23 protein-coding genes are annotated in these 24,288 nt (G+C 39.6%); 13 read left to right on the top strand and 10 right to left on the bottom strand.

The features are described 5' to 3' along the window. From B4237_RS13335 to B4237_RS13355, 5 genes are all read right to left on the bottom strand, one after another. On the bottom strand, positions 1–420 hold the full coding sequence (locus B4237_RS13335; protein ID WP_286943539.1) for an ExbD/TolR family protein: 420 nt from the start codon (positions 418–420) through the stop codon (positions 1–3). A 21-nt stretch (positions 421–441) separates the two neighbouring features. Next, the gene (locus B4237_RS13340) at positions 442–867 is read right to left on the bottom strand and encodes an ExbD/TolR family protein (RefSeq protein WP_286943541.1); all 426 of its coding nucleotides are present in this window, start codon (positions 865–867) and stop codon (positions 442–444) included. An 11-nt stretch (positions 868–878) separates the two neighbouring features. Next, on the bottom strand, positions 879–1,754 hold the full coding sequence (locus B4237_RS13345; protein WP_061518098.1) for a MotA/TolQ/ExbB proton channel family protein: 876 nt from the start codon (positions 1,752–1,754) through the stop codon (positions 879–881). Between the two features lie 39 nt (positions 1,755–1,793). Then, on the bottom strand, positions 1,794–2,501 hold the full coding sequence (locus B4237_RS13350) for an energy transducer TonB (protein WP_061393301.1): 708 nt from the start codon (positions 2,499–2,501) through the stop codon (positions 1,794–1,796). 148 nt (positions 2,502–2,649) lie between these two features. Further along, positions 2,650–5,328: a TonB-dependent receptor gene (locus B4237_RS13355; RefSeq protein WP_286943544.1), complete on the bottom strand. Its 2,679-nt coding sequence runs from the start codon at positions 5,326–5,328 to the stop codon at positions 2,650–2,652. A 657-nt stretch (positions 5,329–5,985) separates the two neighbouring features. Between B4237_RS13355 and B4237_RS13360 the strand changes: the two genes are divergently transcribed. Genes B4237_RS13360 through B4237_RS13385 form a run of 6 tightly spaced genes read left to right on the top strand, consistent with a single transcriptional unit; the run spans position 5,986 to position 15,480 of the window. After that, on the top strand, positions 5,986–7,773 hold the full coding sequence (locus tag B4237_RS13360) for an ABC transporter substrate-binding protein (RefSeq protein WP_286943546.1): 1,788 nt from the start codon (positions 5,986–5,988) through the stop codon (positions 7,771–7,773). Positions 7,774–7,783: 10 nt separating this feature from the next. After that, positions 7,784–9,595 carry an ABC transporter substrate-binding protein gene (locus tag B4237_RS13365; protein ID WP_286943561.1) on the top strand — a complete coding sequence of 604 codons (1,812 nt, stop codon included), beginning with the start codon at positions 7,784–7,786 and terminating at the stop codon, positions 9,593–9,595. A 22-nt stretch (positions 9,596–9,617) separates the two neighbouring features. Then, positions 9,618–11,633, top strand: a complete 2,016-nt coding sequence (locus tag B4237_RS13370; RefSeq protein ID WP_286943548.1) for a M3 family metallopeptidase — start codon at positions 9,618–9,620, stop codon at positions 11,631–11,633. A 12-nt stretch (positions 11,634–11,645) separates the two neighbouring features. Continuing rightward, entirely contained in the window at positions 11,646–12,584 is a 939-nt protein-coding gene (locus B4237_RS13375; protein WP_061516285.1) for an ABC transporter permease, read from the top strand. 8 nt (positions 12,585–12,592) lie between these two features. After that, positions 12,593–13,735, top strand: a complete 1,143-nt coding sequence (locus B4237_RS13380; RefSeq protein WP_286943551.1) for an ABC transporter permease — start codon at positions 12,593–12,595, stop codon at positions 13,733–13,735. A 14-nt stretch (positions 13,736–13,749) separates the two neighbouring features. Continuing rightward, positions 13,750–15,480, top strand: coding sequence for an ABC transporter ATP-binding protein (locus tag B4237_RS13385; protein ID WP_286943553.1), 1,731 nt, complete (start codon positions 13,750–13,752; stop codon positions 15,478–15,480). Between the two features lie 53 nt (positions 15,481–15,533). On the opposite strand, the gene rluB is transcribed toward B4237_RS13385, so the two are convergent. The 3 genes from rluB to B4237_RS13400 are packed head-to-tail and all read right to left on the bottom strand — an operon-like array spanning position 15,534 to position 17,911. Further along, the gene (gene rluB, locus B4237_RS13390; RefSeq protein WP_004881173.1) at positions 15,534–16,478 is read right to left on the bottom strand and encodes a 23S rRNA pseudouridine(2605) synthase RluB; all 945 of its coding nucleotides are present in this window, start codon (positions 16,476–16,478) and stop codon (positions 15,534–15,536) included. A gap of 42 nt (positions 16,479–16,520) precedes the next feature. Beyond that, positions 16,521–17,120 (bottom strand): SMC-Scp complex subunit ScpB, encoded by a 600-nt coding sequence (gene scpB, locus B4237_RS13395; protein WP_004881171.1) that lies wholly within the window; start codon positions 17,118–17,120, stop codon positions 16,521–16,523. Next, positions 17,117–17,911: a segregation and condensation protein A gene (locus B4237_RS13400; RefSeq protein WP_061393293.1), complete on the bottom strand. Its 795-nt coding sequence runs from the start codon at positions 17,909–17,911 to the stop codon at positions 17,117–17,119. The genes scpB and B4237_RS13400 overlap by 4 nt, the downstream gene beginning before the upstream one ends. A gap of 239 nt (positions 17,912–18,150) precedes the next feature. Here B4237_RS13400 and B4237_RS13405 point away from each other — a divergent pair, with 239 nt between their 5' ends. Continuing rightward, positions 18,151–18,882: a GNAT family N-acetyltransferase gene (locus B4237_RS13405; RefSeq protein WP_286943556.1), complete on the top strand. Its 732-nt coding sequence runs from the start codon at positions 18,151–18,153 to the stop codon at positions 18,880–18,882. A 152-nt stretch (positions 18,883–19,034) separates the two neighbouring features. Next, positions 19,035–19,517, top strand: a complete 483-nt coding sequence (locus tag B4237_RS13410; RefSeq protein WP_286943557.1) for a hypothetical protein — start codon at positions 19,035–19,037, stop codon at positions 19,515–19,517. 90 nt (positions 19,518–19,607) lie between these two features. On the opposite strand, the gene B4237_RS13415 is transcribed toward B4237_RS13410, so the two are convergent. Next, positions 19,608–20,225 (bottom strand): L-threonylcarbamoyladenylate synthase, encoded by a 618-nt coding sequence (locus B4237_RS13415; protein ID WP_004881165.1) that lies wholly within the window; start codon positions 20,223–20,225, stop codon positions 19,608–19,610. Between the two features lie 89 nt (positions 20,226–20,314). Then, positions 20,315–20,977 carry an elongation factor P hydroxylase gene (locus B4237_RS13420; RefSeq protein ID WP_286943558.1) on the bottom strand — a complete coding sequence of 221 codons (663 nt, stop codon included), beginning with the start codon at positions 20,975–20,977 and terminating at the stop codon, positions 20,315–20,317. 96 nt (positions 20,978–21,073) lie between these two features. Here B4237_RS13420 and B4237_RS13425 point away from each other — a divergent pair, with 96 nt between their 5' ends. The 5 genes from B4237_RS13425 (at position 21,074) to acpP (ending at position 24,136) form a co-directional block, all read left to right on the top strand. Next, on the top strand, positions 21,074–21,634 hold the full coding sequence (locus B4237_RS13425; RefSeq protein ID WP_004881163.1) for a YceD family protein: 561 nt from the start codon (positions 21,074–21,076) through the stop codon (positions 21,632–21,634). 78 nt (positions 21,635–21,712) lie between these two features. Further along, a complete protein-coding gene (rpmF, locus tag B4237_RS13430) occupies positions 21,713–21,898 on the top strand; it encodes a 50S ribosomal protein L32 (protein ID WP_004638135.1) in 186 nt (61 codons plus the stop codon). Between the two features lie 197 nt (positions 21,899–22,095). Further along, positions 22,096–23,082 (top strand): ACP S-malonyltransferase, encoded by a 987-nt coding sequence (gene fabD, locus B4237_RS13435; protein WP_286943559.1) that lies wholly within the window; start codon positions 22,096–22,098, stop codon positions 23,080–23,082. Continuing rightward, the gene (gene fabG / locus B4237_RS13440) at positions 23,079–23,813 is read left to right on the top strand and encodes a 3-oxoacyl-ACP reductase FabG (protein ID WP_286943560.1); all 735 of its coding nucleotides are present in this window, start codon (positions 23,079–23,081) and stop codon (positions 23,811–23,813) included. The genes fabD and fabG overlap by 4 nt, the downstream gene beginning before the upstream one ends. 86 nt (positions 23,814–23,899) lie before the next feature. Beyond that, on the top strand, positions 23,900–24,136 hold the full coding sequence (gene acpP, locus B4237_RS13445) for an acyl carrier protein (RefSeq protein ID WP_004655272.1): 237 nt from the start codon (positions 23,900–23,902) through the stop codon (positions 24,134–24,136). Positions 24,137–24,288: the final 152 nt, after the last annotated feature.

The following is a 24,288-nucleotide window of genomic DNA, read 5'->3' on the forward strand; positions in this document are numbered from 1 at the left end:
CTACTTATTACTGACGATTCCTATTTTAGTGACATTACTTTGCTGAGCTAAAGCCATCACCATCGCAATATTTTTATATTCTGCTTGGGCATCAGGTTTAAATTTAATTTGATCCTGATCTGCCTTTTGAGCCACATTTTCAAACAGTGCTTTTAGTGCTTGGCGATCCGCGACCACCTGATCATTCCAAAAAATCTGACCTTGAGCATCGACACGTAAATTGATCACTTCAGGCGGTTTTTGGTTAGTCGGCGGCGAAGGCGTACCGTTTGGTAAGTTGATATTAATTGCATTATTTGGAATCGGGATGGTAATGATGAACATGATTAGCAATACCAACATGACATCAATTAAAGGTGTCATGTTGACATCAAGCATGACATCATCTTCACTACTTTTTGGACCGACATTCATACCCATGAGTGACTCCTTAATCTGACCTTATGGTGAATTAGGTGGTGTAGTGACAAATGCGATTTTGCCAATACCAGCTTGTTGAGTTGTACTTATAACCTGATCAATCGCCTCATAATGTGTAAGTTGGTCACCACGAATATGAACCTCAGGTTGAGGGCGTTTTTGCGCCTCAACTTGAAGACGTGCAAGCAAGGTTTCTTTATTTGCAACGTGTTGTTCATTCCAGAAAATATCGCCAGTTTTATTGACTGAGAGCTGAATATTTTGCGGTGTGGTGGCATAAGGCGTATTTTTTTCCTCAGGAAGTTTGACTGGAACGGTATGCGTGACGACTGGAACAGTAATTAAAAAGATAATTAGCAATACCAACATGATGTCCACAAGCGGAGTCGTATTTATCGTTCCGATTACATCATCGTCACTTTGATCTGAATTAATCATCATGCCCATAATCGTATTCCTTATTTAGAATTACGGTTTGGGTGATTGCTATTTAGGTCACCACTGAGAAGTACAGCATGTAGGTCTGAGCCGAAAGAGCGAACATTGTCCATCACGGCTTTGTTACGGCGAGTGAGCCAGTTATAACCAAGTACGGCAGGTACTGCGACAGCAAGGCCAATTGCGGTCATGATAAGTGCTTCACCAACAGGTCCAGCAACTTTATCGATAGATGCTTGCCCTGAAATGCCGATTGCAGTTAATGCGTGGTAGATACCCCAGACTGTGCCAAATAATCCAACGAAAGGCGCAGTTGAACCGACGGTAGCGAGGAAAGCTAAACCATTGCCAAGATGACTTTGGACTTTTTCGATCGCACGTTGAATTGAGATCGTTACCCAAGTGTTGAAATCGATACGTTCTAATAAGGTGCCATCATGATGCTTTGTTGAGTGAATGCCTTTTTCAGCAATATAGCGATAGGTACTGCTAGGATCTAAACTTTCTTTTGCACTATTTAATGTATCTGCTTCCCAGAAGTTACGTTCAGCTTCAGTGCCGTGGCGCTTGATTTTACTTTGTTGAAATACTTTAGAAAAAATGATGTACCACGTTCCAATTGACATTAAAACTAAAATAAAAAGTGTGGTTTTTGCGACGAGATCACCTTCACGCCATAATGCTTCTAAGCCATAAGGGTTATGTACTTTTTCTTCAGTAGCGGGTAACGGTGGAGGAGTTGGTGTGGCTTGGGTAACGGCTTCAGTATTCGTTGTTGTGACAGCTGTTGCTTGCGTAGTTTCATCAGCCCATACCGTGTGCAGAGGTAATAACGTACTGGTAGAAATGAGACCGATTGCTGCAAAGCGTGCGATATGTTTTGCTGTTTTATTCATCTTAAATTCTCCAAAAATTTGTTTCATTTATTCAATTAATTAAGAAATTGTGAAAGAGTATTCAACTTCGTACCAATCTTGTTGAGGTACGCCATCTTTCATTGCGGGAGTAAATGTACATAGACTAAATGCTTTCGAAGCGGCTTTATCTAAGGCTCTAACACCACTGGATTTCTTAACTTTTGCATCTATCACTTTTCCTGAACCATCTACTAGAAGACGCATTCGAACAGTACCTTCTTCACCTGCCATTTCTTGTTCACGTGGATAGTCTGGTTTTTTACAGCCAGCTTCACCTTCGGAAACACCACGTGAAATGCCAGCTGGTTTAGCTGGAGCGGAAGGTGTGGCTGCAACGGTTGGAGCTGCAACTGGACTTGGACTTGCTGCAACAGGTGATGGTGTAGGAGTTGCATCCGTAGCCTTTGTCGTCTGAGTCGGTGCAGGCTTTTGAACAGGTTTAACAGCCTCAACTGGTTTCGGTGGTGGATCAGGAATTTTTGCCACTTTCTCTACCATTTTTGGTGGTTCTGGTGGCTTTTCCTCTGGTTTTGGTGGAGGAGGAGGTGGTGGTTCAATATCTTGAATAATCTGAAGTTCTACAGGCTTCTCGACTGGTTTAGTAAAATCAGTGGTTAAACTTGTTACTAAAATATAGGCGATCACAAGATGTAAAAATAAAACTAGACCAAGCCCGACGAGACGTTTGGCAGATTGATTTTCACTTTCAGCAAAGGGTATGCCCATAATTGCTCCTGAAAATGTAATCGCTGAGTTATATAAAAGTATTTAGGCTAGATTGAAAATCTTGATAGCAATTTTTATCTTATATAGACATCAGGATTACGTTGAACCACTACAAGACAAAAAGGAACGTCTTGCAGTGGTTAGAGTTTTAGAATTTATAAGTGCCTCTGAGGAAATATGCACGTCCCGTTACGTCGCTATAGCGAGGGTCATAACCATATTGGAAGTTATCGAGCACATTCGAAGCAGAAGGTTCAGCATCAAATAGATTTTTGATACCAGCAGTCAATTCTAGATTTTTAAAGCCTTTATACGTTCCTGAAACGTTGTAGAGGGTATAGTCACTTACGCGGTGATTATCATATTTCTCATCACCAATTTGGTTTTGATCTTTATAGCCACGGTAGAACTCTTGCTCGAAGACCATTTTCCAGTTTTCATAGCTCCAGTTAAGATTGGCAACATGTTTCCAACGTAAGATTGCTGGATCATCGTATTTACCAACATAACCTTCCCATGCACCACCTTTCTCTTCTTGACGGTCGTATTTGATAACATATGTGCCATCAATGCCGAAGCCAAAACGACCAGTAGAAGTCATCGGTGAAAGATAATTTAGGGCTAAATCAATACCTTCAGTTTTAACTCCTCCCATATTTGTTAATGCGCTGTTGATATATTCCAATCGACCATCAGCACCACGAATGAAGCGATCTGCATATTTTTCAGGATCACCGAAAATCATTGCTTCACCGATGCTGTTAATTAGCCCATCAATTTTGATGTTGTAATAATCAGCAGAGAACACTAAATTTTTGATCGGTTCTACAACAAAACCTGCTGTAATTGAGGTTGATTCTTCAGGTTGTAAGTCTTTTGTACCACCTTGGGTACGATAGAATTGGGTATTACATTCAGTTTGGTATTCAGGTGATATAGCCTTGCCATTTGGACATAGCACAGGGTCATCGTAGCGAGCACCCGTATAAGTTTTACTTTGAGGGGCATTGATGTCATATAAGCTTGGTGCTCGGAAACCAGTACTGTATGAGGTACGGAACATTAATTGTTTAATCGGCTCCCAGCGGAATGCGATTTTAGGATTAAATGTATCACCAAAATCACTATAGTCATCATAACGAGCAGCGAGTTGTGCTTCTAAGGTTTTGGTAATTGGAACATGTAACTCTGCAAAAGCTGCGGTGATATCTCTCTTACCTTTACTTTCAGGTTTACTAGGATCAATACCGCTACCAGGAACTTGGCTGACGATTTCTGAGTTCACATTGGCTTTCCAGTCCTGTTTACTAAAACTACCTCCCAAAGCAAAGCCTACGTCACCAGCAGGCAAAGTGTAAATTGGACGACTAATAGTAAAGTCAAATGTGGTGGCTGTGAGCGTACCAGTATTGGTATCGCCTTTTACTTCAAAGGACTTCCAAAGCTCTTGATTTTCACTAGGACCAAATGGATTGATGGTTCCATTGTTTAAAGCATCTTGAAGTTTACTTTTGTTTAAATACCCTCCAGCAAAACCGTCTGTCGCTTCGCTACGCGCATAAGATAAACCTGTATTGATATCCCAACCGTAAGCTTCACCCTCTAAAGAGATTAATGCCCGATGTGATTCATTCACTGGATTCGACATACGGTTTCCAGCTTGTGATCTTAAATAGAGTTCTAGGGGTTCACCACTTAAACCAGCGACAGCAGGAGTTATGCCATTACCAGGATAGTATGGACTAGTAGAAGGAAGGGTAACGGAGCGGCTGTAAACATCAGGTGCAATAGATGTAGTCACTTCATTTCTTGAGTAAACATATTCAGCGATAGCATTGAAATTATCATTTAATTTGAACATACCGCGACCTAAAGCAGAAATAGTTTCTGTTTTAGGTACAATTCCAATCAGCGCTTGAGTATTTAGATAGCAGAGTCCGCCATCAGCGATAGTATTTGGTGCATTATTACAGTTTAGATCGCCATAAGGATTACCAAGTGCTCCTGTAACGGGATCACGAAAGTTTGCTGGGAAACCATTTGCAGAGGTTCCATCAATACCAAGCTCAGGTATTAAACCACCGCGTCGGCTAATTTTACGGTCTTTCGCCAGAATGTCATTTGAACGACGATAGTCAATAACTCCCATGAGGTTAAAGCCTTGTTCATCAAGATCACCATAGCCCCCAAAAATTGAAATGTCTTGTTTATCACCACCACTTTGTTCTGGTTGAATCAAACCAGTACTAATATTTAAACCTTCAAAAGACTTCTTGGTGATAAAGTTGATGACCCCAGCAATTGCATCTGCACCATAAATTGCTGAAGCACCGTCACGTAAGATTTCAATACGGTCAACCATCGCCATTGGAATAATATTTAGGTTTGTTGTTGAAGTACTAAATGGGCTATAGGCTAGACGTCGACCATTTAATAAAATTAATGTTTTATCAGTGCCTAATGCTCGAAGATTGGCAGATGAACCTTCAGTGTTACTTGCACCAACATTTTGAGCTGTAGAAAATCCTGCTTGATTGGCACTAACTTTGGTTAAAGCCTCTTCTACAGTGGTTACACCTTGTTTTGCAAGATCATCAGCTTTAATCACCGTAATGGGTGATGCACTTTGTGCAGCAACGCCCTTGATCGATGAACCTGTAACTGCAACTTTTACGACTTTCGTCGGTTTCTCATCGGTAGATGATTCTGTTTCAGCAGCATGGGTCATAGTTAAACACAACATACTTAGGCTCAGGGTACTGAGTTTTAGTATGCATTTGCTCGCTTTTGGCATAGCACTTGATTGAACGAAATTGGTATTTTTCATTGAATTTATAACCCCTAAATAGATGGTCACTCTAAAAGAATGAACAAAAGCGTTTTAGCAAGACATGTGCCAAATACGATTTTTAAGTGGGATTTAAACTAGATTTTAAAGTGTAAAAGTGTTCTACTTTTAAAAATAAGTTTTTCATATTTTTACTAATTATTAAAAAAATATGAAATTAAAAAAAATTTTTAAATTGTCATTTTTTTACAAAAACCATAATTTTTTTATGAGCATTAAAATGAATCATGCTATTTTTATGATGCGTTAAATTGGTGCGTATTAATTTTATTTTAGTTATTTTAGGTGTTTAGCTCTAGATATTTATTTAGCTAAAAAAATATATAAGAAAATATGATTTGGCATAAAGTTACTCTTCATTAAGATGAGAAAAAATAATATTTTAGACTATGTGTTAAAAGTTTTTTAATTGATAAAACTATTTTATTTGAAAAGTGGCATGAAAATAGCAAATGTTTTTCAGTCTTAAAGTAGATTTTTCCACTTTTATTATTTTTACGAAAGGTAAAAAATAATTAAATTTATGATTTTACTAAGAAAGGTCATTTAATTAAATGAAGGTGGTTAAGTCTTTGTATGGTTGAATGCTATTCGAAAGTCTAGTATTTATTAAAAAACGATAATGTGAGCATTGAGTTGAAGTCTAAATTTTTTACGGTCACGTTGTTTTCAACCGTTGTTGCATTTGCGCCGATGGGATATACCAAAACCCCAGCACAAGCTGACAAAGTTCTTCGAATCGCTTTTGAAGCACCTGATGATGGTTTTGATATGGTGAAAACCTTCAATTTTTATAGTGGCAATGTTGCGGATGTTATTTTTGAAAGGCTTGTGCAATACGATTATTTAGCTAATCCAGTAAAACTAGTTCCATCTACGGCTGAAAGTATGCCGACCATTCAGGACAATGGGAAAGTTTATATTTTTAAAATAAAACCAGGTATTTATTTTACAGACGATCCCGCTTTCAAAGGTAAACGGCGAGAGCTAGTTGCTGAAGATTATATTTATTCAATTAAACGTATTTTAGATCCGAAAAACCACTCCTCATCTTTTGCTTTTATCGATCATAAAATTGTCGGCGCAAATGCACTTGTCGATCAAGCGAAGAAGTCAGGAAAATTTAATTATGATGCTTCTATTCAGGGTCTAAAAGCTTTAGATCGATACACGATTCAATTTACTTTGACCCAGCCTGATTATAATTTTCCATATATTTTGGCATATAGCACATTTGGTGCGACAGCTCGCGAAGTAGTTGAATACTATAAAGACCGTTTAGGTATGCATCCTGTAGGTACAGGACCTTACATGCTAAGTAAATACGTACCACGAAGCAAAATTGAATTGGTTGCAAATCCTGATTATCGCGGCTTTGTTTGGAATTTTAAGTCCACTGGAACAGCTTGGGATAATCAACTGGTTAAAGAAATGAGCGGTAAGCAAATGCCGCAAATTGGTAAGGTCAACATTAGTATTATCGAAGAAGAGCAATCTCGTTGGTTGGCGTTCCAATCGAAACAACTCGATTTTGACAAAGTCACTGCGAATGCTATTCCCAAAGTCCTCGATCAAAATAATCATTTAAAACCTGAGATGAAAAACAAAGGTTTTCAGCTTTATCGCAATAAAGAGGCTGAGATTACCTATTCAATGTTGAATATGCGAGATCCGATTGTCGGTGGCTCATCTTTAGATAAAGTTGCACTGAGACGAGCAATAGCACTGTCATTTGATGTAAATGAATATATTCGAATTTTAAGAAAAGGACAGGCTGTAAAAGCTGAAATGCTTGTGCCAGCTGGAGTGAATGGTCATAACCCCAATTATCGTAGCAGTATCGGATACAACCCTGTATTAGCCAATAAATTACTTGATCGATTTGGCTATAAAAAAGGGGCCGATGGCTATCGCACATTACCTGATGGTAAAGCGCTGACTTTGAAAATAAATACTGAAAGTGGCTCGGCTTCTGTCATGTATTCAGAGTTGTGGAAAAAAAGTTTAGATGCGATTGGGATTCGATCTGATTTTAGAGTCAGCAACTTTGCTGATAATTTAAAAGCAGCAACGCAATGTCAATACATGATGTGGAGTGGCGCTTGGCATGCGGATTATCCTGAGGGAGAGAATTTTACTCAGCTTCTTTATGGGCCTAATGTTGGACGCGGTAATCAGTCATGTTATCAGTCAGATGCTTATGACAATTTATATCGACAAGCGATGCAACAACCGCCTGAAAAACGAATGCCGTTTTACGAAAAAATGAGTCGACAAATAGAAGCAGATACGACTTGGATTTTACAAGATACACGAATTAGAAACTGGCTGATTCAACCCGAAGTTCAAGGTTTTAAAGCCCATCCAATTATGAATTCCAATTGGCAATATTTAGATATTGCTTCACCACGTCAAAATAAGTGATGAGTTTATGATGAAGCAAAAGTTTAAGCTTTCTTTACCTCGCTATGCCTTAGCGCTTTTGATTGGTAGCTCTATCAGCTTAAGTGCAGCATGGAGTGAGGCTAAAAGCCCAGCAGATCCAAATAAGGTTTTGCGCTATGTATTTCCTGTTGCCGAAACAGGGTTTGACCCAGCTGGTGTGCATGATCTGTATTCGGCACATGTCAATGGTTCGATTTTTGAAACGCTATTTACTTATGATTATTTGGCTTCACCTGCAAAATTAGTACCTCGAACGGCAGTGGCTTTACCTGAAGTCAGTGCAGATGGTTTGACCTATACCATTCGTGTGAAAAAGGGTATTTATTTTGCCGATGATCCCGCGTTCAAAGGTAAAAAACGAGAGCTGACAGCTGCAGATTATGCTTACACATTCAAACGTTTGCTTGATCCAACATTGCGTTCACCAAATAGTTGGTTGTTGGATGGGCGGATCGTTGGGATGGAAGCCTTACAGAAGAAAGCGCAAAAAACAGGGAAGTTTGATTACGATCAATCTGTTGCAGGTTTGAAAATGCCTGATCGGTACACTTTGGTGATTCGCCTAACTAGCCCTGATCAAAACTTTCCGATGTTATTGGCACATCAGCCTGCTGGTGCTGTTGCACGAGAAGTGATTGAAAAATATCGAAACAAAGCTGGCTTTGCGATGGGACATCCTGTAGGCACAGGGCCATATATGTTGTCGAGCTGGACGCCGGGTTCACGGATTATTTTAAAAGCCAATCCAGACTTTAGAAGTTTTGTTTGGAACTTTAAAGCAAGCTCAGCGGATGATGAAAAGATCGTTAAAGCCATGCAAGGCAAGCTAATGCCACAAATTGGTGTGATTGATATACAAGTGATGGAAGAGGGGCAGTCTCGTTGGTTGTCGTTTAGCAAAGATGAAGTTGATCTATTTCAATTAGAGGGTGAGCTTGTTTCCCAAGCCATAAAGGATGGAAAGCTTAAACCTGAATTAGTTAAAAAAGGCGTGCAACTGTCTCGGATTGTTGATCCTTCAATTGATTATCACTATTGGAATATGCAAAACCCCGTTGTCGGTGGAATGAGTAAAGAGAAAATTGCACTTCGCCGTGCGATGTCGATGGCTTTTTCCGCGGATAACTATATCAATATCTTGCAAAAAGGCGATGCAAAAAAACTACAAGCCTTGATTCCCGAAGGAATTGTGGGGTACGACCCAAATTATAGAAGTAGTATTCCTTATTCAGTCAAAGCCGCGAATTTATTGTTAGATCGCTATCACTATAAAGTGGGGGCAAATGGTTGGCGAACTTTGCCGAATGGTAAGCCCTTAGTCATTGAAATGACGGTGAGTGGAAATAGTTTGCGTAGTCAACAACAAGCTGAGTACTGGAAGAAAATTTTGGATAGCCTAAAGATCCAAATGACGACACAGTCTTTACCCTTTTCAGAAGCATTAAAGTTAGAAAAACAGTGTAAAACCATGTTTAAAACATCTGCTTGGATCGCTGATTATCCTGATGCTGATAATTTTATGCAGCTGTTCTATAGCAAAAATATTCATGCCAGTAATAACAGTTGTACCAATGTTCCTGAGTTTGATCGTTTATATGAGCAAACACAAAAAATGGCACCTGGACCTGAGCGTGATGCCTTATATCGCAAGATGTCACGGGTGCTGGAGGTGTATATGCCTGTACAGGTGATTGGCGCTCGTTATCGAAATATTCTGGCGCAACCTCGCGTAATTGGATTTAAAAAGCATCCCATTCTGCCTGCTGAATGGATGTACATCGACATTGATATGAAGAAATAGAAATTAAAAAACTGGAGTAGTGATGAAAAATCAAACATTCAAATTGACCACATTATGTCTATGTGCAATCGGAGCGAGCCAAATGACTGTTGCTGAAACAGTTGTTCGTCAGACTTTGCCTCAATTTCAAGCCAAAGACATTCCAACGCTCTGTGATGCAAAAATTAATGATGTCAAAAATCAGTTGAAGAACTTGGAGACATTAAAATTAAAGCAAGATGCACCTGCTGCACCTGTACTTGCTGAATGGGACCGTATTTTTGCTTCTTTTGAAGATTTTTATGGCCCGATTGGCTTATATAGCAATGTTTCTCCAGATGAGGCCGTGCGCAAAGCATCCGATGACTGTGAAATTAAAATTAGCCAGTTCCAAACCGATATTTTGCAAAATCCAAAGCTGTATCAGCAATTTAAAAAGCTAAAAGCATCGGACGCAATTGACACCAAGTTCCGTGATGACATTCTTTATGACTTTGAAAAAACGGGCATTCAGTTACCAGCGGCTAAGCAAAAACGCTTAAAAGCGATCTTGGATGAACTCACAAAAATTGAGCAAGAATATGCCCGTAATGTCCGTGATAATCAGGAAAAACTTGAATTCACTCCAGATGAACTCAAAGGATTACCGCAAAGTTATATTGATGGCTTAAAGAAAAATGATAAAGGTAACTATTTACTCGGTTTTGAATATCCTGAATATCGCCCATTTATGGAATTGGCGGATAATGATGATGCGCGTAAACGTTATCAAATAGCATTCACTCGTCGTGGTGGAGAAAAGAATTTAGCACTACTCAAGCAAGCGATGGATTTGCGATATGAACTTGCGAAACTGTTTGGCAAGGCGAACTATGCGGAGTGGGTATTACAAAAACGTATGGCGAAAACACCTGAAGCTGTTAATAAATTTCTAGCCGATGTTCACGCCACAGTTGCGCCTTTAGAACAAAAAGAAGTCGATACTTTACGTGCTTTCAAAGCCAAAACTTTAAATATCCCACTTGAGCAAGCCACAATTGAACGATGGAGCGAAGCGTATTGGAGTGAAAAATTACGCAAAGCGGAGTATCAAGTTGATCAAGAACAGTTACGTGATTATTTTCCAACTCAAGCTGCACAAGATTGGTTATTTGCAATTTCATCTAATTTATATGGCATCGAATTTAAACCCGTGAAAGTGGCTGCTTGGCAAGATGAAGTTGAATATTACGACGTCACTGATGCCAAAACAGGGAAGCTTTTGGGTGGGCTTTACATGGATAAATTTCCACGTGAAGGAAAGTATGGACATGCTGCAGTATGGGGCGTTTATGGTGGCAGTACACTTACTCAACGTAAACCGATTTCGGCTTTAGTCACTAATTTTAATCGTAAAGGGTTAAATAGCGATGAGTTAGAAACTTTCGTACATGAGTTTGGACATGCCTTGCATGGCATTTTATCCAATACGCGTTATTCCTCTCAATCCGGTACTTCAGTGGAACGCGATTTTGTTGAAGCACCTTCGCAGATGTATGAAGAGTGGGCGAGACGTAAAGAAACACTGTCGAAAGTTGCTGATTACTGTAAACCCGCTTGTCCTCGTGTAGATGATGCCTTAATTGCGAAGTTAAATGCAGTGCACAATTATGGTCGTGGTTTACGTTATGCACGTCAGGCACTCTATGCTCAGTACGATATGGCGTTACATGGCAGCGATGCATTAAAACTACAGCCATTAGATGTTTGGAAAAAAATGGAAAGTGCAACAGCACTGGGTTATGTACCAACGACAGAGTTTCCGGGACAATTTGGTCACATCATGGGGGGCTATCAAGTTGGCTACTATGGCTATATGTGGTCTGAAGTGATGGCTTTAGATATGTTGTCAGCCTTTGGAAATAACCTAAATAATCCAGAAGTAGGGCAACGCTACCGACAAACGATTTTATCTCAAGGTAGCCAAAAACCAGCACAAGCACTCGTTGAAGATTTTCTTGGGCGAAAACCTGATAACAAAGCTTTCTTTGATGAAATTACAGGTCAACGAGTGAAATAAGGGAGCATCTTTATGCTGGCATATATCATACGACGTATATGGCAGATGATCCCGACCATGCTTGGGGTTGTACTGCTGATTTTCTTCCTGTTTAACTGGGTAGGAGGCGATCCCGCCTACATCTTGGCAGGGAAAATGTCGAATCCAGAACAGATCGAAAATATCCGACAGCAGCTCGGTATTGATCAACCTTACTATGTTCAGCTGTGGATTTTTATTAAGCAGATATTGACCTTTGATTATGGTGTGAGTTGGAGTACAGGTGAATCTGTATCTCAAATCATTATGACGCGTTTAGGGCCATCACTGACCTTATTGATACCGTTGGTGGTGCTTCAAACGGTGATCTCAATCATTCTTGCGCTGGCTGTTTCTGCTGTTCGTGGCAGCTTGACTGATCGTATGGTGATGATGATGTGCACGATAGGTATGTCGATCAGTATCTTAGTTTATATCATTGTTTTTCAATACTTCTTTGCTTATCAGTTGAGTTGGTTTCCAGTTCAAGGGTGGAGTGATAGTTTTACTGAAAATTTATTCAAATATTCACTATTACCTATTCTGATTATGCTAGTGGTGAGTATTGCTCCAACTCTACGTTTATACCGTAGCTTCGTTTTAGATGAGGTGAATCAGGACTATGTTCGCACCGCGCGTGCTAAAGGTGTGAGTGAGCGCCGTGTATTTGGTGTACACGTGCTGCGTAATGCATCTATTCCAATCGTGACAGATGTGATGGCAACCTTGCCAGCATTATTGATCGGGGCATTTTTGATTGAGCGTTTCTTTGGGATTCCTGGAATTGGGCGGGAAGTGATTATTGCGGTTGAGCGTAGTGATTTCCCTGTGATTAAAGCGATTACAGTGTATGTCGCCGCAGCAACGATGATTTTTAATCTCATCGCAGATCTGGTCTATAAATTGATTGATCCACGTGTGCAGTTGAAGTAGGTGGAAATATGCTGAGTATATTATTGAAAAAAAAGGCAGCTACTTCATCTGACACAGCTTCATCAGGATTATGGCAGTTAGCTATGCGACGTTTAAAAGCAGATCGTATTGCGATGGCTTCTTTATTCGTGGTGTTGTGCTATTTCTTGGTGTTGATTTTGTCTGTGACAGGTGTGATTGCTTCGGAATGGAATAAAGAGGTCGCGGTAAGTTACGCACCCCCGAGTTTCATCGGTGCAGATAAGAGCGATAATCAGTCTGAGCAAAAAACTGCGGTGATTGAAGCTTTACCAGAGAATCCTGTTGATCCTTTAAAAGATGTGATTCATGAATTAAATGCTGAAATTGCTAAAGAGCAAAAAACAGGTTCGCCAGTTGATTATTATGGTGTGGTTGATCCACTCGCAGAAGATATGCAAGCGATTGATCAGCAACTTGATGGACATTTACTTGATCAACAAGTCGAGCTTAAACAAACCTTACCATTTGGTGCTGATAAATGGGGACAAGATGTTCTATTGAAAACCATTAAAGGTGCAGAAACTTCTATTCTTGTAGGATTGTTATCAGCTTTGCTTGCTGTTGTTATTGGTACATTTTTGGGGGCAATTGCAGGTTACTTTGGTGGTTGGGTGGATGATGTCTTGAACTGGTTCTACAACATTTTCACCTCCATTCCTTATTTACTCTTGGTTCTTGCAATTGCTGCAGTACTTCAACAAAAAGGAATTTTGTCAATTGTCCTGATCTTAGGTTTGACAGGCTGGACAGGTGTATTTCGTCTCATCAGGGCAGAATACATGAAACATAAGTCACGCGAATATGTCCTTGCTGCCAAAGCGATTGGTGTGAGTCATTTACGCCGTATGTTTGTACATATCTTTCCAAACGTTAGCCATATTGCCTTAGTGCAGATTTCAATTTTAGTTGTCGCGTTTATCAAATCAGAAGTGATCTTGAGTTTCTTGGGTTTTGGTGTTCCTGTTGGCGTGGTGTCGTGGGGCAGTATGTTGAATGAAGCGCAAAGTGAATTGATCTTAGGGAAATGGTGGCAATTGGCAGCTGCATCGATTGCAATGGCAGTATTGGTGACAGCATTTTCAATGTTCACAGATGCATTACGTGATGCATTAGACCCTAAACTGAAATAGCGGAGTGAAATAAGATGAATCATCATGATCAAGAAACGCTATTGAATGTCGAAAATCTTCATGTCAGTTTTAAGGGTGAAAATAAACAGTGGATTGAAACGGTCAAAGGCATTTCATTTTCGATTCCTAAAAATAAAACAGTCGCGTTGGTCGGAGAGTCGGGAAGTGGTAAATCCGTAACTTCGCTTGCAATTATGGGCTTGTTACCCAAAGATCAGAGTCAAATCGCCACACAAAGCCGAATTACATTTGAAGACAAAGACTTGTTAAATCTTTCTATGAGTGAAATTCGGAACATCTGTGGTAAAGAAATTGCCATGATTTTCCAAGAGCCGATGTCTTCTTTGAATCCTGTTTTTACGGTTGGGGATCAAATTGCTGAAGTGTTACGAATTCATCTTGGCATGGGGCGTAAACAAGCACGAGCGCGCGTACTTGAGTTGTTAAAAGAGGTGGGGATTCCGTCACCTGAGACCAAGATAGATGCTTATCCAAGCCAGCTATCAGGTGGTCAACAGCAGCGGATTATGATCGCAATGGCGATTGCTTGTGAACCGAAATTGTTGATTGCAGATGAACCGACCACTGCACTCGACGTGACCATTCAAAAGCAAATTATTGATTTATTAGAGTCATTACGCCAACGCCGTCAAATGTCGATGTTGTTCATTACCCATGACTTAGCATTGGTGGGTGAAATTGCGGATCAAGTGATTGTAATGCGTCACGGTGAAATTCGTGAATGTGGCGAAGCCAAGCAGGTACTCGAACAACCAAATGACGTTTATACACGCGCTTTATTGCATTGTCGTCCTCAGTTATCAGCTCGCCCTTATCGTTTACCTGTGACCAGTGACTTTATGAAACAGGAAAATGGTGAATTGGTTGAGGCGATTAATTTATCCACCTTTCACTTGCAAGAGCGCACACGCGGTGTAACAGGTGAAGAACCGATTGTGTTGGATGTAAAAAATTTGAAAAAGTCTTTTTATAGTCGTAAAGGGCTATGGGGGCGTGATGAGTTTCAAGCAGTTAAAGGCGTGTCTTTTCAACTGGCAAAGGGTAAAACCTTAGGGTTAGTCGGGGAGTCAGGTTCAGGTAAAACCACCATTGGTCTATTGTTAATGCGCTTGCATGAAGCAACTGGTGGTCAAGCCTTAATCGATGGAAAAGATATTTTGGCAATGTCTGAGAAAGAGTTTGCTCAGTACCAACGGAAGATACAGATCATTTTCCAAAATCCTTATGCATCGCTTAATCCACGTTTTACCATTGGGCAGATTCTACTTGAGCCGATGCGTATTCATGGCATTGGTCAAGACGATACTGAACGTAAGAAAATTGCTTTAGCGCTATTAGAGCGTGTTAGTTTGCCTGCTCAAGCTTATGACCGTTATCCACATGAGTTTTCGGGTGGTCAGCGTCAGCGTATTGCGATTGCACGGTGCTTAACTTTAAAGCCTGAGATTTTGATCTGTGATGAATCCGTTTCTGCGTTGGATGTATCGGTGCAAGCTCAGGTGTTGAATTTACTGCAAGACTTACAGGATGAATTCGGTTTGAGTTATATTTTTATTTCACATGATTTATCCGTTGTGAAATATATTTCGGATCAAGTGATGGTGATGAATCATGGCGAATTGGTTGAGATTGCCAATTCAGATGATTTATATCAGCATCCACAGCATGAATATACGAAGAAGTTACTCAATGCGATTCCTCAAGGGGTGGCTTCAACGCATTAACAGCAATAAAAAAACGCTCTAATAAGAGCGTTTTTTTATATCAGTACAAAGGATTAGAACTTCTTAAAACCTTTATTGAAACCAATCGTTTTACGACCATTACTATTATTGCCATTACCACTTGAACGTTGTTGTGGTTGATCTTGTTCATCATCACGACGTTGTTGGCGTAAATAACCACCACGACGAGCTGCCATTGGCTTATCAGTCATACGTTCAGTACGACGTTTTGCCATACCAAATAAACCTGTACCTTGACGTGGTTTTAACTCAACTGATTTAGCTAAGTTATCAATATCCGTTTTGTCCAGTTCCATCCAACGACCAGTACGCAATTCGCGTGGCAGAATCACTGTGCCGTAACGGGTACGTAATAGACGGCTTACTTTTAAGCTTTGTGATTCAAAGATACGACGTACTTCACGGTTACGACCTTCTTTTACAACCACTTGATACCAGCGGTTGATACCGTCACCACCAATTTCAGAGAATGACTCAAATTTTGCTGGGCCATCTTCAAGTTCCACGCCTTTGAGCATGTTGTTGCGAATTTGCGGAGTGACTTCACCCATAACACGTACAGCGTATTCACGCTCAACTTCATTTGAAGGGTGCATTAAACGGTTTGCAAGTTCACCATCATTTGTGAATAACAAAAGACCTGTACTATTAATATCGAGACGACCAACCATCACCCAACGATCATTGGCAATTTGAGGTAAATGATCAAATACAGTTGGACGCTTTTCAGGATCATTGCGTGAGCAAATTTCACCTTCAGGCTTATAGTAAATTAAAACGCGTCGACGAATTTCGTCTTCAACTTGGAATTGTACTTTACGACCATCGATACGAAGTTCATCTGTTGGTTCGATACGTTCGCCGACTTGCGCAATTTTACCATTGATGCTGACACGCCCAGCAGCAATGACTTCCTCCATATAGCGACGCGAGCCAAGCCCGACTCTCGCTAACACCTTTTGTAATTTTTCACTCATGACAGCACAACCTTAGACATAATGATCAACAGTTCACCTTTCTCAGGACTTCGGCGCATGCGCGTCAAGTGCCATGAATGCTTCCTTGGCGTTCTGTAGGGGAGGCAATTGACCTAGCGAGGCTAAACCAAAAGCATTTAAAAATTGGGGCGTTGTCACTAACAACGCAGGTCTTCCAGGCAAATCTCTAAAACCAGACTCTTTGATCCAGTTCCAGTCAAATAACGTTCTTAAATTTTGACTATTATTTGATACACCACGAATTTGTTCAATATCTGCACGAGTTACAGGCTGATGATAAGCAATCACAGCAACCGTTTCGAGTAACGATGGTGATAGTTTCGTTGGGCGTTCAGGCCACACTTGAGCAATAATATTTCGATATTTTGCTCGGACTTGAAAGCGAAAGCCTTGTGCAGTTTCAATCAGTTCAATTGAACGGCCATGTTGCAACATCGCAAGCTGCTGCAAAAATGTACGCAATTGCTGTTTATTATATTGGTTTTGAAAAGCTTCTTTTAGTCTTGCAAGAGAAACTGGTGAGTCACTGGCAAATAAAATCGCTTCAATTTGTAGCAATACATCATGATGAATATCCTCTAAAGACATTCCTTCATTGGCATCAAATTGATCTAAACTCATGCAGCAACTCCTTGAATGGTTAAAGGAGCTTCAATACCTGTATGAATAATTTGGATTCTTTGTTGACGGGTGAGTTCAAGAACCGCCATAAATGTCACAACCATTCCCATACGACCTTGCTTGGGATTTAATAGTTCAATAAAACTGAGTGCTTCGCCTGATGCCAATTGGCTTTCAATAAATGCAATTCGTTCTTCAAGCAAAACTGGCTCTTGTGCAACAACATGCGTAACAGGTTCTGGACGATTAAAAACACAAAATAGTGCATCATGCAAAGCTTCGACATCATAACCTTCATAAATTGGAGCAATATGACCGATACTGACATTAGCACTAAAGGTATCCCGCTCAAAAATTGGCATTTGACCGAGTCTTTCAGCAGCTTGTTTGATGCGTAAATAGGTTTCTAGACGATCAATCAGTTCTTGTTTTGGATCTTTTTCAAATTGATCGATTGCGGTTGGTTTCGGTAATAACAGGCGAGATTTTAGGTCAGCCAATAAAGCAGCCATCACCATATAATCTGCGGTCAACTCGATATTGAGTGACTTCATACTATCCATGTATGAAAGATATTGAGTTGCAATCGGAGAAATATCTAACTGTAGTAAATCAAAGCCATTCTTTTGAATCAAATAAATCAAGAAGTCTAAAGGACCTTCAAATTGTTCAAGTAAAATTTCGAATGCAGCAGGGGGAATGTACAAATCTTCAGGTATGACTTCTTGCCACTCGTCGAGCACGCGAATGGAAGGAGTTAACTCCGATGTAGAGGGAAGAATTTGGTTCATTACCGTTATAAGCCACGCGAATTTTCAAAAGCATGAAAGAGATTTTTTGTGTACTTAGGATGACACAAGCCGCAAAGAGCTACGCTATTCTAATCGAAATAGCTTATTTAATAAATTACTCACTTACAAAAACCTTAAGCTTCTTAGGGTATTTTTTGTGTTTATGCACTATCGCATAGGTCATAGATATAATTTATGGTTAAATTAAATACTGAAATGATGTTAAACCATAAATTCCAATGAAAAATTACTTAAAAACACAGCAAAATTCACTTGGTCAGGAAGTCGGCTATTCCATTGATAACCCCATTGTATGTCAGCTATTACAAACCAATTTGTTTGGGCATAGTGTAAGGTTGTTGAACACTTTAAATGATCTGACTGAGCTTGCAATAGATCAAATTTGGGAGTGTGTAGCCACTGAACCAAATGATGGGTGTTGGACTTATCTTCCATATCAACCTCCTTCTGATCGAGAGTTGCTAAAACAGTCTTTAGTAAATCTTTTTGGATTTAAAGATTCAACGCATTTTTTGCTTGAAGTGAACGGAGAAGTTCATGGATGGATTGCATTGTTAAATCCTAGGCTTGAGCATGGCGTTATTGAAATAGGTAATGTTTATTTTTCACATAAAATGAAACAATCAAAAGCTGCAACAGAAGTTATCTTTTTATTATTACAACAATGTTTTAAGCAAGGATTTCGACGCATCGAATGGAAATGTGATGACGCGAATCAACCATCTAAAACAGCGGCCTTGCGCTTTGGTTTTCAATACGAAGGACTATTTAGACAAGATCGTATCGTCAAAGGGTGTAATAGAAACACCGCATGGTTTTCAATCATTGATGAAGAATGGTCTGATTTAGAGCAAGCTTATCAACACTGGCTAAATTCAGAAAATTTTGATGCAAATGGTATTCAGAAAAAGCGTTTATCTGACCTCATGTCAGTATTTAAAAGTTTATGATCGAAATAATAGCCTTTTTGTTGTCTGTCGGAAATATAAAATGGTTTTAAAATTTTAATATGATTTTTATTGTCTTTCGACATAAATTATTAATAATGCAGCTATAAATAATTTTAAATTTCATCACTATAAGTTAAATCATTTGGGGTCGTATGAATATCAAATTTATTACAATTGGCTTGATAATTATTGGTGCATTATATTTTGGTACAGAAAAATATTGGCAGCATGAATTTGAGGAACAACAGCGGAATGAACTTAAAAGCCTTACATTTGATGAAAAAATGCAAGAAGAAATTAGAGGCTTGCCAATCAAAGGAGATATTTTGAATCAATATCCAAATATTTTCTTATATATGAGTTTTACTGCTGATTTACCGAAGAATATAGAAACTCAACTTAAGTCAAAGTTAGCAGAGAATAACCAAAAACTGATATGTAGTTATTTTTCTGAGGTATTCGATCAAGATGATAAATATAAAGATCGTGCTAAAGCAATCGTTAATGTTATTGAGGAAGATAATATAACAATGACATATATAGCAAAAAACCGCTTAGGTGATATTTTGCTTGAACATAAGCAGGTGTTGTCTCAGTGTCCTGAATTTATAAATTTAAAGCAAAGTATTTCATAGCATATTAGTCTTTAATCTATTAAAAAAACTTTTTTAACTTATTTTAGCAGTTTAAACACTTTCAGTTTTGGGCTGCTAACCTTAATATTGTTATTCAAACGCACTGACATCACCGACGCCACGACGAACGATTTCTGGGTTTTCACCCGATAAATCTACGATACTGGTAGTTGATAAAGTGCCAAAACCACCATCAATAAATACATCAATACGTTTGCCTAACTGATTTTCAATATCGTAGGGATCATCAAGTGGATCTTTTTGATCAGGTAAAATTAATGTACTGGTCAATAACGGTTCCCCGAGTTCTTGTAATAACGCTTGAGCAATAGGATTACTTGGAATGCGTAAACCAATGGTTTTTTTCTTTGGATGCATTAAGCGCTTAGGGACTTCACTTGTTGCTGGCAGGATAAAAGTGGTTACGGCAGGGGTGTTGTTCTTGAGGAGTCGATACATTGCATTGTCGACTTTGGCATATGTGGCAATATCGGATAAATCACAACACATAATTGCATACTGATGCTTTGGGCCTAAGCCACGAATTTGTGCAATTCGCTCCATTGCATTCTTATTTCCGATTTGGCAACCAATCGCATAGGCTGCATCTGTTGGATAGACAACGACATCACCAGCACGAATACGGTCAACGGCTTGAGTAATCAGACGGGCTTGTGGATTCTCAGGATGAATATGTAGATGTAACATGATTAAACTCCCTGATTGATATACCGTTAAATTGAGTATGAAACTTGTTGCTGCTGAGATGCAAGTGTTTGCTGTGGTAATTTTGTCATTTAATTCAGCGATTCACGTTTAAATTCATCAAGTTGTAATGGCTTTCCATTGCGAGTACAGATACAGGTGTAATGAATAAAATGTACTGCATCAAGTGGCAATTTTGCTTCACCAGAAAAATAACGTTGAACTTGCATAAAAACATTGTCTTTAAAATGCTGTCCATTTCCGCCATCACCTGTCAGATTGTCGAGAGACACGCGAAATTTACGACCAAATGCAATCGCGAATAACCATTCAATTGCTTGTGGTTTAATTTCCACCTGTTCAAATAACGCTTGTTGTTCTGCGCTTCGACCATCTGGTGCATACCAATAACCAAGGTCTGGTAATAGTCGACGTTGCGCTCCAGAAATCGTCCAATGACTGATTTCATGCAGAGCACTATTAAAGAAACCATGTGCAAATTGGATTCTTGCGGGATGTTCTATAGTTGCTGGGAAATATTCTGGTTCAAAATCACCTTTAACAAGCGTGACATTATGGTGGGAAAACCAGTGATTAAAGTGTAAAATAAGCCAATCAACTTGTTCTGCTTCTGTTGTTAACTTTTGCCAAGATGAACGTTGCACTTGATCGGGCGTTAATGCAGGAACAGATGTTGAATGGGTGCTAACAAGTAATGAAGTTGTTACTTCAAGTTGCGGCTGCAACAGGTGCATTGCTTAATTTACCCCGAGTTCTGTCTAAAGAAGTGCAAAATTGTATCTTAATCTTTGACAGAGTACCGATGAATTTGTAGAATTGCCGCCTTAATTATGTCAGCAAATACCTTTCCGGCACAGATTGAGCCGTTTAAATGGGCTGAACAGGGCTTTACATGGTCAGGCACACTGCCATTGTCTCGCTTTGCTCGTATCGCTCGTGAAGCTGTTGGATCAATTAATGATCAATTGATCAACATAGACTGTAAGCTATCAATGGATGCCTATCATCGCATTGTATGGTTAGATGCACATGTTGAAACAAAAGTTCCGATGGAGTGCCAACGTTGTTTGGATACTGTCGAGACTCCACTTGTTTTAGATGTTCGTTTAGCTTTGATTGATGATGAGTCACTGATAGAGCGCTTGGATGAGGATGCTGATTTCATCGTTTTAGGTGAAAGTGAATCTTCGAAAAAAGGTGATTTTGATACACCTGCTTCGATTGATTTGCTCGCATTGCTAGAAGATGAATTGTTATTGTTGATGCCTCTATCTCCCAAACATGATGTTTGTGAGCATAAACATCAACCTGTCGTTCAGGAAGTTGTCGAAGAAAAGCGGGATAACCCGTTTGATGTTTTGGCAAGTTTGAAAGGCAAACTTAACTCATAACACAATTTGTGTTATTATGTTGAGTTAAGACAACTGAATTTTTTCTGATCCATTTTTCGATCTTTGTAAGGAGCCATCATGGCCGTTCAGCAAAACCGTAAAAGTCGCTCTCGCCGTGACATGCGCCGTTCACATGACGCTTTAACCGAGAATGCATTATCTGTAGACCAAACTACTGGTGAAACTCATCGTCGTCACCACGTGACTAAAGACGGTATTTACCGTGGTCGTCAATTATTCGCTAAAGCAGCTGATGCTGAATAATTGAGTCATATGCATTAAGCGTTAGCTTAAAGTATAAAAAAAATGGGAGCGAAAGCTCCCTTTTTTGTTGTTTTTCGCAATTATAAAACGATTTAATCAATGGTAAATTGCCGCATCGGGAAAGAGTCTGTTGTCATTCTCATGTAAAATCATGAGTGTTGATGAAATTGGCGATAGACCATTTGAAGGATTTTTATATGTCGACTAAACGACTTGAGCAGGCTGCTCAAGCAACAAAAACTGCATTTGTTTTTCCTGGTCAGGGTTCACAAAAAGTAGGTATGTTAGCTGAACTTGCTGAGCAATTTAGTGTGGTTCAAGAAACTTTTGCTGAAGCGTCTGAAGCGCTTGGTTTTGATCTGTGGCATATCGCGCAAAGCGGAGAAGGTCTTGATCAAACTGAGAATACTCAGCCTGTCTTACTTACAGCAAGTATTGCATTGTGGCGAGTTTGGTTAGAGCTTGGTGGCGTTGCACCAAAATACTTAGCTGGTCATTCTCTTGGCGAATACAGTGCGTTGGTTGCGGCAGAAGCGATGACGCTTGCAGATGCAGTTAAGTTGGTTAATTTACGTGGTAAGTTAATGCAAAGTGCTGTTCCTCAAGGTGAAGGCGCAATGGCTGCGATTCTTGGCTTGGCCGATGAAAAAGTGATTGAACTTTGTCAAAAAGCGTCTGCTACAGGTCAAGGTTCAGTTGAGGCAGCTAATTATAATGCTCAAGGTCAAGTTGTGATCGCTGGAAGTGCAGCTTTGGTTCAGCAAGTGATGGCTGAAGCAAAAGAGCAATCAGGCAAAGCAATCGCATTACCAGTTTCAGTACCGTCTCATTGCACATTGATGAAGCCAGCAGCAGAAAAGTTTGCTGAAGCTTTGGAACAAACTGCCATTGAGCTACCACACCTTCCTGTAATACAAAATGTCAACGCGGAAATCGCGACAGATGTTGCTCAGTTGCGTCAGGCTTTAACGGCTCAATTGTACGAATCAGTACAATGGACCAAGACGATGCAATATCTACAAGATCAAGGTATTCAGTATGTGGTTGAGTGTGGACCAGGCACTGTACTTAGCAATCTTGCAAAGCGATTACCGAACATAGAAAAAGCTTTTGCCATTGATAGCAAAGCTCGTATGGAAGATGCCCTAAACTCAGTGTTAGTGGCAGAAGGAAAAATTGCATGACACAACAACGAAAAGTTGCGTTAGTGACAGGAGCAAGCCGAGGAATTGGCGCAGCAATTGCACAGCAACTCATTCAAGACGGTTTTTTTGTAGTTGGTACAGCCACTTCTGAATCAGGCGCGCAAAAACTCACAGAGAGCTTTGCAGAGAATGGTGCAGGCGCAGTATTGGATGTTCGTAATGGCGAGGCGATTGACGCACTTGTTTCAGATATTGAACAAAAATACGGTTCGGTTTTGGTTCTCGTAAACAATGCGGGTATTACCAAAGACAATTTATTATTGCGTATGTCTGAAGATGATTGGGATGACATTCTTAATATCCATCTCAAAGCAGTTTACCGCTTATCTAAGCGTGTGCTGAAAGGCATGACCAAAGCTCGTTTTGGGCGCATTATTAATATCAGTTCTGTTGTGGCGCACTTTGCTAACCCTGGTCAAGCAAATTACTCAGCTGCTAAAGCTGGTATTGAAGCATTTAGCCGTAGCTTAGCAAAAGAGATGGGTAGTCGTCAGATTACAGTAAATAGTGTTGCACCAGGCTTTATTGCAACTGAAATGACTGATCAGTTAAGCGAAGAGATTCGTAAAAAAATGACTGATCAAGTCGCTTTAAATCGTCTAGGTGAACCTCAAGATATTGCTGATGCAGTGAGTTTCCTTGCTAGCGATAAGGCAAGTTACATTACTGGTACAGTTTTACACGTAAATGGTGGTTTATACATGGCCTAAGTGGTGATGTATAAACTTTTAAAAATTTTTATATTCAATTAAACTAGTGGCAAATTAAAACGCCACAAGCAATGAGGAGAATTCCTGTGAGCGATATCGAACAACGCATCAAACAAGCAGTAGCTGAACAATTAGGTATGCGTGCTGAAGAGATTAAAAACGAAGCATCTTTCATGGATGACTTAGGTGCTGACTCTTTAGATTTGGTTGAACTTGTAATGTCTTTTGAAAATGATTTTGACATCACGATTCCAGATGAAGATTCAAACGAAATCACGACTGTTCAATCTGCAATTGATTACGTAACCAAGAAACTTGGTTGATCATATTGCATGATCAAAAGCCACCGAAAGGTGGCTTTTTTATCTGTTCAACTTTTTAACTGGATAGATATATAAATATCGTTACAAGAAAAAATAAACGATCAACATGAAAAGGATTTATTTAGGTGTATAAAGTTTATTCAATTTAAAAT

The organism is Acinetobacter sp. UBA6526, assembly GCF_002434875.1.
Taxonomy (GTDB): Bacteria; Pseudomonadota; Gammaproteobacteria; order Pseudomonadales; family Moraxellaceae; genus Acinetobacter; species Acinetobacter venetianus.